Source organism: Rhizobium anhuiense (assembly GCF_003985145.1).
Lineage (GTDB): Bacteria > Pseudomonadota > Alphaproteobacteria > Rhizobiales > Rhizobiaceae > Rhizobium > Rhizobium anhuiense.
Genome location: NZ_ML133539.1, coordinates 35370 through 48030, shown reverse-complemented (window position 1 = coordinate 48030; position 12661 = coordinate 35370). Strand labels below are relative to the sequence as shown.

Genomic DNA, 12661 nt, shown 5'->3' with positions numbered 1-12661 from the left:
AGGCTGACGGATTCCGGGACCGATCCCGGCGCCGCCCAGATTCCCGTTCGTTGGAGTGCAGGTCATGAAGACCGGATCCGCTCATGCAGCAGGCGATGAAGCTTGCGATTCTCCCAACTACCGCCCGTATTTCCCTTTTGTGACGCTCAAGTGCGTCGGGCGACCTGTTTTCCGATCCCGCGAGGCGCGCAATTACGCCTGCCTGCTTGACCTCGATCCCAGCGTGGTGTCGTGGCGGTGCCTTACCTACGCGCTTGCGGACAACCATGGTCCCAAGCGCTATTACGTCGACTTTTTCGTGGAGAAAGTCGATGAACATCTTCTTGTCGAAGTGTGCGATCGTGACCCGGGAAACACTGAGTGGATCAGAATTCTGGCCGAGCAATTCGAGTGCAGATATCAGGCGGTGCTGATGTCCGCCATCCGAAGTCAACCTCGGCTTCAGAATGCGAAGGATCTCCTGCGATACGCTGGTTACGAAGCAGCCCTCGGCGACCGGATCCGGATCCTTGCAGCCCTCGACGAGCTTGGGTCCTTGACACTTGCTGAATGCCTATCGGCCGTCCGCGACGGCCGACCGATGCAGACGGTGGCGGCGATGATCCTCACGGGACACATTGAAGTCGAACTGGATGAAGAACTGCTCCGGCCCGATACCACGGTCCGGCGCGCCAGCCGATAGGGAGCGTTCCATGAGAACTGTACCCCTTTCTGAGCGCGCTTCGACGCTCGAAGTGCAAACCTATGCCTTCGCCGTCCGCAGCGCCCTTCGCCGCGGCCGGGTGTTCCTGCCGGAGAACCGCCTGGTCGGGCTGCGGCTTCCACCGGGTGGCGACATGGACGCGTACAAGGATGCGGCCGAGACCATCCTGAAGTCTGCTGGTCTTGAAAAGTACACGATTTCGATGGTCATCGTCACATCCGGTCCTGGAGAGGCCGACGCTAGGGATGCCATTCATCTATCAAGATACAAAGCGGCCCTAATCGTCCTCATTCAGGATGGCGCGGACATTCCTTCCGAGCTGATGGTCGCCCTCGACCGCATCATTGATGTCGCCGCAGTGAACGCGAGACATCTGGTCGCTGCTGCGAAGTCGATCGCAATGAACATTCCGCTCGAAATCGCACGAAGACTTGCAGCTTTCCCGGCCAGCATGCTGTTCCTCGCACTGCGACCGGGACGGCCCCTTGATACCGTGCTTGAGAAGCTGGAATCGACCGCGCTCGTACATAAGCAGATCCCTAAGCCGCCATCATGGGAACCTCGCATCGACGACTTGGAGGGGTATGGGAAGGCAAAGGAATGGGCACTCGATCTCGTCACCGACCTGAGTGACTGGCGGGACGGGAGGATTACCTGGTCGGATGTGGCCTCGGGTATCCTATTGAGTGGGCCTCCGGGGACCGGAAAAACAATGTTCGCTGAAGCAGTCGCGCGGTCCTGTGGTGCGAATTTCATCCCCGCCTCGAGCGCGGTCTGGCAATCAAAGGGTCATCTCGGCGACATGCTGGCTGCCATGCGCCGCTCGTTCGAGAAGGCGGCAAAAACGCCGCCGACGGTGCTGCTGATCGACGAGATCGACTCGATCGGTGACCGGGCGAAGTTCAGGGGACACAACACCGATTACAGCATCCAGGTAGTCAACGCACTTCTGGAGTTGCTGGACGGTTCGGGAGGCCGCGAGGGGGTGATCGTGGTCGCCGCGACGAACTACCCTGAACAGGTGGATCCAGCCCTGCGCCGGCCCGGTCGCCTCGACAGGCATGTCGCCATCGAACTGCCGGACGAGGACACGCGGGCGAAAATCATTGCGATGCATCTTGGCGATGGTGCGAGCCCGGACGAACTGAAGACGCTCGCGGCTGCGACTGTCGGTCGCTCTGGAGCTCAGCTCCGGCAGTTGGTCGGCAACGCAAAACGAAGGGCGCGCCGAAAGGGTAGGGATGTCCGGCCTGCCGACCTGATCGCAATGATCCCGCCTGTCAGGCACCTAACGGAACAGGAGCGGCGGATCGCCAGTACTCACGAGGCCGGTCATGCAGTGGTCGGCATCGAACTTGGCGTCGCGATCGTTGACGGCATCGTCGTGCTACCACAGGTCTCGCGAGACGATGGGGTTCAGGGCTACGTCCAGTGGCGGAGAGAAAGACCGCTATTCAGGAGCAGGAAATCCTACCGCTCCGAATTGGCAATGCTATTGGGCGGCCTCGCGTCCGAAAGGACCATCCTCGGTGAATCCTTTGATGGCTCTGGCGGTGGAGCTGACTCCGATCTTCATCGCGCGACCAACTTGGCAACAATCATGGCGGTCTCGCTTGGGATGGGCGGCGTGATCTCTTACAGCCATGCGTCGTCGTCGGAGGAGCTTGCCAAACTGCGGCGCGAGGATGCGGAACTACGGCGGCTGGTCGAGCGGCTTCTGTCGGAGGCGCTTAACCGAGCCTGCGAGATCATCAGGCGCCGCCGGGAGGATGTGGAGCGCCTCGTTCGAATGCTTTGCGAACAAGGGGTTGTCACAGGCGACGAACTGCGTGCAATGGGACTTGACGGGCAAGCGGGTTCGTAAAGCGGCCAGCGACGGCAGCTCTCGACAGCCCCACTATAAATTGTTCCCGGTCCGAGGCGGCTGTTCGACGTCAAAAGATAAGTGGGACTCCTCCGCGACGCACGATGAGGCGGGGAAGCTGGGACAATGACGACGATGCAGTTCCCGGAGTTAAGTAGCAACTGCGATGGTGGCATTGTTGTCAAACGGCTGAATGTCCAATCGGCCGGTGTCGGGTGGATGCCTAGTAATCGCGATGAGTGCCGACGTCATGGCCTTTGGTGATGATTATAGTGATTGGCTTTGAATAGGCCCCGCCTTGTTATCCGGTATACAGCGGCCGGAGGTAGATTACGCAGCGTCCCGCCGATACGTCGGGCCTTCAGTCCCAGTCTGTCGAGTATCGGACGCGGAACTGGGCACTTCCGACCAGAACGGCGAAATCTCCAATGTCATCAGGCGCGCAAGTGCGGCGCTTGAAGGAGCAATCGCCGCAACGCGGCGAGGATCGGCAAAGAATGAGCGGACGAAGCGAAGATGGTCGGCAAGCACACGGTAACTGAAGCTCATCGCGCCCGGACCTTCCAACGCCAGCTCCAGAAGGCGAACCCTTCTGCGATGACAAGTGCGATCGCGGTCTTGAGTGCCAGAATCGATGCGTTCGCGTCCGTGTCGATGAGCGCGAAGGCATATCCCACGCCTATAAAAAGCCCGTTCCACAATGCAGCGCCCAAGGCCGTCGCGCCTGCGAACTGCCAGAATCTGATATGCAACAATCCCGATATGCCCGGCGAGATGAGCCGAACGGTGGGGATCAATTGTGCGAGAAACGCGATCGACCGCTGGTTGGAACGCAGCCGATCCTCCCACCGCCGATACTTCTCCGAAGATATCCCGATCAAACGCGCCGAACCTTCGATTAAACGGCGGGAGCGGCGTTCGCCGACCACTCTCCCAAGCGCATACAAGCACAAGCATCCTAGAGTGCTGCCGACCAGGCTTAAAGCCAGGGCGGCAAGCAGGGAGAAACTTCCATCAGCCGCCGCCACGCCTATTACGACGAGCACTGCATACGACGGGAGCACTGGTACGAAGCGCTCCAAGAATGTCGCGATCATCGGTGTCATGACGCCAAAAGCAGCAATGAGAGGTATCAGCGCGGCGAGTGGATCTGAGGTGAGCAGGTCAGGCATAGCGCCTCCCAATCGGTGGGTAGGCTCCTGTATAGAGGCAGGACGCGCAGGCGGCATCATGCCGCCTGCTGGGGGAAAACGTCCCGCGGCCTTCTTCCACGATGGGGGCTTGGAAGTCGACCGAAGAGGTTGCAATGAAAGGCGCGACAGTTCGCCGTCGCGTGATTGTCTGCCTGATAACCAGCCGAACGGAATTCATCTCTGACCTTGGCCCCGAGTCGAATGGAGAGGCTTGAAGGCGATCGCCACGCGATCGTTGGATGTCTCCGGCTTTTCGTCCGCGGTCTCCCGGGCGAACCCGAGGCGGCGCAGCGACCGCTTGAGGAGCTGTTCCAGATCGTCGACCAAGGTGAAGATGACGGGGATGACGATGAGGCTTAGGAAAGTCGACATCATCAAGCCGCCGATCACCACAATGGCCATCGGTTGACGAAAGCTTGAATCACCGCCCATTAGGCTGAGCGCTGCTGGCAGCATCCCCGAAGCCATGGCGATGGTGGTCATGACAATCGGCCGCGCGCGCTTGTGGCAGGCATCAATGAGAGCGTCAAATCTGGACATGCCTTGCTGGCGCGACATAATCCCATATTCGATCAGCAGGATTGAGTTCTTCGTCACCACACCCATGAGCATCAGCAGCCCGATGACGGCCGGCATCGAGAAGCTTGTTCCGGTGACGACAAGCGGCAGCAGCGCACCGCCGAGCGAGAGCGGGAGGGCCATCAGAAGGGTGAGCGGCTGGAGGAAGTCGTGGAAGAGGAGGACGAGGACCGCGTAGATGCAGAACACACCAATCGCCATTGCCAGCGCGAAGCTCTGGAACAGCTCCGAACTGCGCTGAAGTTCGCCCTGTGAGACAAGGGTGACGCCCGTCGGCAGGTGTTGGAGCGCCGGCAGTGCCTGTGCCTCACGGTTGACATCACCAAGGATGCGACCGTTGAGCTCGACTGAGAGGGTGACATTGCGCATCCGATCGATACGATCGATTTGCGAGGGGCTGCCGCCGATCCGGATATCAGCAATCGATCCGAGATCAACACTGCCGTTGGTTCCAGCCACCCGCATGTTCTTGATGTCGTCGAGCTTTGTCCGTGTCTCGGGGCTGAACCGAACGACGATAGGAACCTGGCGCTGCGGCAGGTTGAGCTTCGGCAAGGCAGAGGAATATTCCCCGTTCGTGGCCACGCGCACCGCTTCGGAGATCGCGCTTGACGTTACCCCGAGGGCCGCCGCACGCGCAAAGTCGGGTGCGATCTGGATTTCGGGCGCCTGCCTCGCGGCGGTAGATGTGACCGCGCCGATGCCTTGGAGCGTGCGAAGCTGTTCCTCTAGGGCCGTGCTCGCAGTCTCAAGTGCGTTTGCATCGTCGCTTGCTAGCGCGATCTCCAGCTTTGTTCCATTAGCGCCGTTGCCGACCTCCACACGCAGGCCGGGGAGAGTCGAGAGGGCCTGCCGGATGTCGTTTTCAATCTCCGACTGCTTTCGATTACGCTCATCGATGGGTTTGAGAACGACAACGATAGTCGCGGAGCCGAGATCGCTCGAGGTGGTGACGTTGGGCCCGCCGCCGTTCGAAGACGCGACCCCCACCGAAGAAAAGACACGCGTGACGTCCTTGAGCTTGCCGACGATATCGGAGGCCTGCCTGGTGGCGGCGTCCGTCTGCTCGATGGTGGCGCCCGGCTGCATGGTCAGCGTGATCTGGGTTCGCGCGTCGTCGGAAGCGGGCAGGAACCCCGATTTGAGGAAGGGAATGGTTGCCAGCGAAAGCGCAACGACGATGGCGGTGAGGGCCACCGTAGTTTTCCTGTGTGTCAGGGCTGCCCTCGCAGCGGCCATGTAGGCGCGCATGATGCGCCCATCCTTCTCGTCCGCGGGATGAGCCTTCATGAAATAGGCGGCCATCATCGGCGTCAGGAGGCGCGCTACCACGAGCGAGGCAAGGACTGCAACGGCGGCGGTGATGCCGAACTGCCGGAACACGAGGCCGGGTATTCCGCTCATGAACGCCGTCGGCAGGAATACGGCGACGAGCGTGAAGGTGGTTGCGATGACCGCAAGCCCGATCTCGTTGGCGGCTTCCATTGCCGCGTCGATCGGCCGCTTGCCCATTCGCAGGTGGCGGGCGATGTTCTCGATCTCGACGATGGCGTCATCCACGAGGATGCCGACCACCAGCGACAACGCGAGCAGCGTGACGATGTTCAGGCTGAATCCGGCAAGATACATCACCAGGAAGGTGGGTATAACAGAAAGGGGCAGCGCAACGGCCGACAGGATCGTTGCACGCCAGTCCCGGAGGAAGAACCAGACGACGATGATGGCCAGGATCGCGCCTTCGTACAGCATGCTCATTGAAGTTTCGTAATTGCCGATGATCCGGCCGATCGTGCTGTAGGCCTCGTCGATCTGAACATTGGGATGGCCCGCCGCGAATTGCTTGATCGCCGCGTCAACATCCGCGGCGACGCCGCTGTCCGAAAAGCCGTTCGAACGCTTGATCTCGACCGCGATCACCCGTTGGCCATCGAGATAGGCAATCGAGGACCGCTCGGCGAAGCTGTCCGTGACAGACGCGATGTCGTCGAGGCGAACCTGCTGGCCGTTTGCCATGGGGATCTTGAGCCCCTTCAATGCCTCGACCGATGGCAGGGCGCCGAGCGTGCGCAAGGTCTGACGGGTGCCGCCGATTTCTCCGAGACCGCCTGACGTATCCGCCTGCACGGCCTTTAGTTGCGACGATACGGTGGCCGCGGTGACGCCAAGTGATGCCATCGTCGAAGGATCGAGGTCGACGTGAACCTCACGATCAATTCCGCCGATGCGGTTGACCTGCCCGACACCGGGCACCGACAGCAGCGCCTTGGTCAGATCATTGTCGACGAACCAGGAAAGTTCAGTCTCGTTGAGAGCGGTAGAGCGGATGGCATAGGTGACGAGAGCGGTGCTCTGTACCGTGACCTTCGTGACGCTCGGCGTCTCCATCTGAGGCGGTAGATCGCCATTGGCACTGTCGACGGCGTTCCGGACCTCGTTCAAGGCCGTTTCGCTGTCTTTCTCGAGCTTGAAGGCAACCTTGATGGACACCGTACCGTCGGTGATCGTCGTCGTGACGTGGTCGAGATAGCTGAGCGCGGCAAAACTATCCTCAAGGGGACGGGCGACCTCGGTTTCGAGCTGCGCCGGTGCTGCGCCGTCGAGCGTCGCGGTGACGCTGATGGTCGGGAGGTCCATATCGGGAAAGTTCTGGATCGGCAGTTGCCTGAAGGCCAAAAGACCCCCCACGGCAAGCATGACAAACAGCAGGATCGCGGGAACGGGGTTGCGGATCGAGAAAGCGGAAAAGTTCATCAGTCGTTCTCCGCAACTTTCACAAGAGCGTTGTCCGACAGGAACGCGCCACCCGCGGTGACGACCTTGGAGGACTGGTCGATGCCGGAGACGATCTCCACTTCGGTGTCGTTACGGCGGCCCGTTTCGACGCGTATACGTCGCACACGCTGATCCGCGCCGGCCGTGAAGAGGTAGCTGATGCCGTCCCGGAACACGATCGCAGTCTCGGGAACGGTCAGGGCCGGGGTGGTCCTGAGTTCTATGGTGCCTGTGACATAAAGACCAACGCGCGGGCGTACGTCCGCGGGAAGCGTGACATAGACGATCGCCCGGCTGGTATCTGTACTCACTGAAGGCGCGACAAGCCTCACCTTGCCCCGAATCGGGAGATCGCCAGGTTCGTTGATCTCGACGTCCAGTCCTTCGGTAATTCGTGGAAGGTAGCGTGCCGAAACTTCGGCTTGCCACTCGACCCTTTGCTGGCGAACCATGCGGAACAGCTCGGTGCCGGCGGAAACAACGGCGCCGAGGTCTGCGGAACGCGAAGTAATAATGCCATCGTCGACGGCGGTGATTGCTGTCTGCGCAAGCCTGATTCTTTCGCTATCGAGCGCCGCCTCCTCGGAGGCCAGACTTGCCGTTGCCGTCTGCTCGTCGGCCAGATATTCGACGATCTTTTCGTCGGAAAGCGCACCTGAAGGGCGGAGCTGCCGTGCCCGGTCGGCATTGGCCTTTGCTTTCGAAAGACTTGCCTTGGCAGTCTCGACGGCGGCCTCCTGCTTGCGAAGATCGGCGAGAACGCTCTCCTGTGAGAGCCGCACGAGCGTCTGTCCCTTGGTGACCACAGCGCCGACATCGACCAGAACATCGGTTATGCGCAGGCCGCTGATTTCAGAGGCGATGATCGCTTCCTGCCAGGGTTTAAGCCACCCGCTTGCCGGAACGGTCTCGGGCCAGTCCCGCTGCACCGGCGTCGTCAGGGAAACGGTGAGAGCAGGTGCGGGGGCTTGTTCTGCCGCGGCATTGCGAAATGGAGACAGGAACGCCACCATAACGAGCGCGGTGGCGAGTGTCACGAATGGCTTTTCCAACGGTCCAATCCTTGCAGTTCCGGCTGAGGGGCGGGGCGGTGCCCACGCGACCGATGCCGCCATGCCTATCAATAGCCCGCTGAACGTTAAGTACGGTCAAGTTAGTGTTAAGCTAGGTAAAGTTGGATGGAGCGCTCACGTTTGTCCTGTAATACAGCCGGCATGGACGCCAGGCGACATGACGGGAAGTGATCAAAAATCCCAACTCGCCGCCGGAGCCCGACCTTTCAAGCTTAAGGAGATGCTCCATGAAGATCGCAATCATCGGCGCAACGCGCGGCATTGGTTTGGCCACTGCTAAAACGGCGCTGAAAGACGGCCACGAGGTCACTGCGCTCGCCCGTGAGCCAAGCCGCATGCCAATTAAGCACTCCCGGTTGCGGATCCTACAGGGAGATGCCCAGGAAGCCAACGCGATCACGGGACTCGTGACGGGACAAGACGTCGTCTGCGATTGCCTGGGAACCGCGAATGTAACGCGAACAATAACCATGTTCTCCCGCTGCGCCGAAAACCTTTCGAAAGCTCTTGAGCGGGAACAATTGCTCATCGCCGTCACGGGTATGGGAACCGGCGATAGCAAAGGACACGGGACATGGTTGTACGACCATTTATTCCTGCCGATTGTCCTTCGCAGGATTTACGCCGACAAGGATCGCCAGGAACGCATTATCAAGAACAATATCGCTCGCTGGATCATTGTCCGGCCCGGTTTCTTGACCAATGGTCCGTATATGGGGCGCTATAGGGCGCTGACCGATTTGCGGGGCATCCATGGTGGCAGAATTGCACGCGCCGACGTCGCCGGCTTCATGCTCAACCAAGCCAAGTCGCCTCAATTCATCGGTCAAACGCCTCTGTTGATTTACTGAGGTGTCCGGGGAGTGCAGCCCCGGCTGACGACCGCCGGGCAACCCCGGCGCTTGGGCGTGGCGAGGGAGGGCTGCTCCTGCAAGCAGACCGAAGCTACGCCTTCAGTGCTCGGACATAATGCTTTCTTCAATCGGTGGTGATTTCCCGCACCTTCTTGCCGATCTACGCCTATTTGTAGCTTTCTATTCTAACTTTCTCTTTCTCAATGCCGCACCCCTTAAGGGTTTCAACTACAGATGCGATGAGCCTTCTCGATCCGCACACGTAGAAAATCGCATCATCGCCATAACCTCCCCCTACCTTCTTGACGGTGTCCACGAATATCTCCGGACGGACCGCGAGATAGTCGGATACAAGCGGCTCCAACTCCTTGCGATAGAGGAAATCGCCCCGTTGGACTTGAACCAGCGCCGTCTGATGGTTCCCTGCCTTGTGCGCCTCCAGAATCATCGAGCGGAATGGGGTCATCCCCACGCCGCCCGCTATGAAAACCAAACTTCCGGTTCGGTGTTCGGGCAATTTGACGTGCGCGCCTGTGCCAAACAAACTGATCGTATCGTCGGGCTGGAGCGCGCTCATCTTTTTCTTGAATTTGCTATTTGATCCCAGATGCATGCTGAACATGAGCTCTGGATCTCCCGGGGCTGAGGCGAAGGACATCTCGCGAACCGAGCCAAGAAAGTCGAGCGGACCACCAACCCTCAAATGGGTGTACTGTCCCGCTTTGTAGTTGACGCCGGGTGCATCGAAGAAAAACGAGAAAACGTCGTCGTACTCGTGTACTTTTTTCGTAAAGGTAATCTTCATTGGGTCGGGGCCTGATCATCGAATCCAACCATAACTGCGCTTTCGCGCCACAACTGTTCCCGAGCCTCTCGGCTTCGCGCCAGTTGGGATGGATCGGGAAAGGTCGGCTTGCCCTTCACAAGCGAGACGTAGATCCGGCCCGGCGGCGGGATGACCGCCCCGAGAGCGATCTCGGCCAGCGCTTCGCCTGAGCGTTCGGGCGTACCGATGACGTATTCAGGACGGAAAAGGCCGACCACTCGGAAGACAGTATGCATGAGGAGCATGACGACCGCGCGCATGGCGCGGGGGCTGTCGCGGCCCAGCGACGTGCCACCGGTAAGGCCGGGGCTGAAGGCGATCACCGCGAGCTTACGGGCCCTGACCTCTTCCATGGCAGCGAAGGATTGTGCGGTCAGCAAATTGCACAGCTTGGAAGCTGCATACGCGCGTATGCCCATGCCAAAGCCGCTCTTGTCCGGATGCGCCAGGGCCTGGGGATCGAGAGCCTTGGGAGCGATCGGCGTAACGGCGGGATCGTGCGTTTCGCTAGTGGTGATCACCAGACGGCCTTGATCGGCCATTTGCGACAGCAGGAGTCGAGCCAGCAGGTAGTGGGCGAGGTGATTGACCGCGAAGGTCAGTTCGTAGCCTTCGACACTCCTGCCTTCGTTCGTCGAGGCCTGCATGCCGGCATTGAGAACCAATATGTCGATGCGGCCACTTTCGAGCCGCGATGTGACAGCCTCAGAAAATTGGCGGACGCTCGCGAGAGATGCGAGATCGAGAGGAATGACCTCCACGCCGGGAGGTACAGCTCGGCCGCTTCCACGGGCACCGACGATGACCCGTGTACCTGGCTGAGCGGCGATCTTCTGAAGCGCATGTAAGCCGAGTCCGGCAGTGACTCCGGTCATGACAACAATACGCTGGGATTTCGCTTGGTTCATGTCAAATATTCCGTTTTGTTGGTGTGGGGTTTGGCGGATTCGGGATCGAGTCCAGCCCCGGCATGACGAACGCGTCGCGACAATGGATTCGCATGACGGGTTCGCGCCGGACGCGGTCACTTATCCCGTCCCCGAACACGGTCGCGGTTTGGAAAACGCGGGGGCTGGTGTCGCCTGAAGTTCAATGTTGCCCGTCACGTACAGTCCGGTACGTGGATGGACGTCGGCCGGAAAGGCGACATAGACGATCGCTCGGCTCGTATCGGCGCTGACCGAAGGGCCGACAAGCCTGACCTTGCCTTGGATCCGCTGACCCTCGGGCCCGTTGACCACGACGTTCGACCCTTCCGAAATTCGTGGAAGGTAATCTGCTGGAACCTCTGCCTGCCATTCGACACGCTGCTGGCGCACCATGCGGAACAGCTCGGCGCCGGCGGAGACGACGGCACCGAGCTCGGCAGACCGCGAAATTATCAGACCGTCGTCGGCTGCGGTGATGGTCGTCTGCTCGAGCTTGACCCTGTCGTTATCGAAGTCGGCCTTTGCGGCTTTAAGGCTGACAACCGCCGTCTGTTCCGCGGTCACGTATTGCGCGATGTCGTCGGCGGAGCCCGCACCAGAAAGACCTAGTTGCCGCACCTGGTCGACATTTCCTCTTGCCTTCGACAGGTTCGCTTTTGCCGTCGCAATTGCCGCTTCGTGTTTCTGAAGGTCTGCAAGTACGCTCTCCTGCGAAAGCCGCACGAGCGTCTGCCCTTTCGCAACCACGGAGCCGACATCAACCAGGACCTCGGTGATGCGAAGGCCGCCCGTCTCGGAGGCGACAATCGCCTCTTGCCAGGGCTTGAGCCATCCTTCCGCCAAGAGGGTTTCGGGACAATCCTGCTGCGACGGCGCCGTCAGGGACACGGCGAGCGGCGGCGCGGCGGAGTGTTCCATAATGAAGTTGCGGAACGCGAAGAGAAGTGCGGCCGCAACGAATGCAGCGGCGAATGGCATGGACGGCTTTCTCAACGATGCTTTCCTTGGAGTATCCGGCATCGGCGCGGACCTGTCCCGCCACGCGGGCGATGCCATAATGCCTATCAGTAGCCGTCTGAATGTTAAGTGCGGTCAAGTTAGTGTTAAGCTAGGTAAAGTTGGGTGGAGAGTTCCCATTCGTGCTGTATGACGGCGGAGGCGAACAACGGAACCACACGAATGAACAAGGTTCTCCTCATCGACGACGATGTCGAGCTGACGACACTTCTGCAGGAATATCTGGCGGAGGAAGGATATGATGTCGTGACGGACACGGATGGCCGAGCCGCGATTGCGGCTGCCGCCGCCAACACGGTCGACATCATCGTGCTCGACATCATGATGCCCCGGATGAACGGGATCGAGGTCCTGCAGAGAATCCGGAAATTAAGCCAAATCCCGGTGCTGATGCTCACGGCCAGGGGCGATGACATCGACCGGATTTCGGGCCTGAACCTCGGCGCCGACGACTATGTTCCAAAGCCTTGTTCACCGGGCGAACTCGCGGCGCGCGTGCGTGCGATCCTGCGTCGAGCGGGCCAGCCAGCGGCCGGTTCGGCGACCGATACGCTGAGGACGGGACAGCTCGTGATACATCCGGGTAGTCGAACCGCCGAATGGCGCGGAGAACCTTTGGAGCTGACCGGCACCGAGTTCAGGCTGCTCGAAATTCTCGCGCGCAGCGGGGGGCAGCTTTTATCGAAGCAGGATATTTCGAAACTGGCCTTCGGAAAGCCACTCACCCCGTTCGATCGCCGCATCGACGTTCATATCAGCAGCGTGCGTCAGAAGCTGGGGCTCAGAGAGGATGGGCAATCTTGGATCCGGTCCGTTCGCGGCCAAGGCTATCAACTTTTGGTGGATTGAGC

General features: G+C 60.2%; 9 protein-coding genes and 1 pseudogene. 4 read left to right on the top strand and 6 right to left on the bottom strand.

From position 1 onward, the window contains the following. Positions 1–64: 64 nt before the first annotated feature. Together EEQ99_RS30475 and EEQ99_RS30470 are read left to right on the top strand one after the other, a co-directional pair. Complete coding sequence (locus EEQ99_RS30475) at positions 65–682, top strand: hypothetical protein (protein ID WP_127431627.1); 618 nt, start codon at positions 65–67, stop codon at positions 680–682. Between the two features lie 10 nt (positions 683–692). Further along, complete coding sequence (locus EEQ99_RS30470; protein ID WP_127431626.1) at positions 693–2567, top strand: AAA family ATPase; 1875 nt, start codon at positions 693–695, stop codon at positions 2565–2567. A 545-nt stretch (positions 2568–3112) separates the two neighbouring features. On the opposite strand, the gene EEQ99_RS30460 is transcribed toward EEQ99_RS30470, so the two are convergent. The 3 genes from EEQ99_RS30460 to EEQ99_RS30450 form a co-directional block, all read right to left on the bottom strand. Further along, entirely contained in the window at positions 3113–3739 is a 627-nt protein-coding gene (locus tag EEQ99_RS30460; protein WP_164735992.1) for a DedA family protein, read from the bottom strand. A gap of 195 nt (positions 3740–3934) precedes the next feature. Next, positions 3935–7090 carry an efflux RND transporter permease subunit gene (locus tag EEQ99_RS30455; protein ID WP_127431624.1) on the bottom strand — a complete coding sequence of 1052 codons (3156 nt, stop codon included), beginning with the start codon at positions 7088–7090 and terminating at the stop codon, positions 3935–3937. Continuing rightward, a complete protein-coding gene (locus EEQ99_RS30450) occupies positions 7090–8124 on the bottom strand; it encodes an efflux RND transporter periplasmic adaptor subunit (protein WP_127431657.1) in 1035 nt (344 codons plus the stop codon). The genes EEQ99_RS30455 and EEQ99_RS30450 overlap by 1 nt, the downstream gene beginning before the upstream one ends. A gap of 287 nt (positions 8125–8411) precedes the next feature. Here EEQ99_RS30450 and EEQ99_RS30445 point away from each other — a divergent pair, with 287 nt between their 5' ends. Then, entirely contained in the window at positions 8412–9035 is a 624-nt protein-coding gene (locus EEQ99_RS30445; protein ID WP_127431623.1) for an NAD(P)-dependent oxidoreductase, read from the top strand. A 169-nt stretch (positions 9036–9204) separates the two neighbouring features. Here EEQ99_RS30445 and EEQ99_RS30440 read toward each other — a convergent pair whose 3' ends face one another. The 3 genes and pseudogenes from EEQ99_RS30440 to EEQ99_RS30430 form a co-directional block, all read right to left on the bottom strand. Then, entirely contained in the window at positions 9205–9843 is a 639-nt protein-coding gene (locus EEQ99_RS30440; RefSeq protein WP_127431622.1) for an FAD-dependent oxidoreductase, read from the bottom strand. Next, positions 9840–10772 (bottom strand): SDR family NAD(P)-dependent oxidoreductase, encoded by a 933-nt coding sequence (locus EEQ99_RS30435; protein WP_210212254.1) that lies wholly within the window; start codon positions 10770–10772, stop codon positions 9840–9842. The genes EEQ99_RS30440 and EEQ99_RS30435 overlap by 4 nt, the downstream gene beginning before the upstream one ends. Before the next feature lie 118 nt (positions 10773–10890). Further along, positions 10891–11813, bottom strand: a pseudogene (locus tag EEQ99_RS30430) (efflux RND transporter periplasmic adaptor subunit); the annotation flags it as partial. A 159-nt stretch (positions 11814–11972) separates the two neighbouring features. Between EEQ99_RS30430 and EEQ99_RS30425 the strand changes: the two are divergent. Next, complete coding sequence (locus tag EEQ99_RS30425; RefSeq protein ID WP_127431621.1) at positions 11973–12659, top strand: response regulator; 687 nt, start codon at positions 11973–11975, stop codon at positions 12657–12659. Positions 12660–12661 lie beyond the last annotated feature (2 nt).

Coding starts and splice junctions, on each gene's coding strand:
- EEQ99_RS30475 (WP_127431627.1), top strand. CDS start 65: ATGAAGACCGGATCCGCTCATGCAGCAGGCGATGAAGCTTGCGATTCT.
- EEQ99_RS30470 (WP_127431626.1), top strand. CDS start 693: ATGAGAACTGTACCCCTTTCTGAGCGCGCTTCGACGCTCGAAGTGCAA.
- EEQ99_RS30460 (WP_164735992.1), bottom strand. CDS start 3,739: ATGCCTGACCTGCTCACCTCAGATCCACTCGCCGCGCTGATACCTCTC.
- EEQ99_RS30455 (WP_127431624.1), bottom strand. CDS start 7,090: ATGAACTTTTCCGCTTTCTCGATCCGCAACCCCGTTCCCGCGATCCTG.
- EEQ99_RS30450 (WP_127431657.1), bottom strand. CDS start 8,124: ATGGTGGCGTTCCTGTCTCCATTTCGCAATGCCGCGGCAGAACAAGCC.
- EEQ99_RS30445 (WP_127431623.1), top strand. CDS start 8,412: ATGAAGATCGCAATCATCGGCGCAACGCGCGGCATTGGTTTGGCCACT.
- EEQ99_RS30440 (WP_127431622.1), bottom strand. CDS start 9,843: ATGAAGATTACCTTTACGAAAAAAGTACACGAGTACGACGACGTTTTC.
- EEQ99_RS30435 (WP_210212254.1), bottom strand. CDS start 10,772: ATGAACCAAGCGAAATCCCAGCGTATTGTTGTCATGACCGGAGTCACT.
- EEQ99_RS30425 (WP_127431621.1), top strand. CDS start 11,973: ATGAACAAGGTTCTCCTCATCGACGACGATGTCGAGCTGACGACACTT.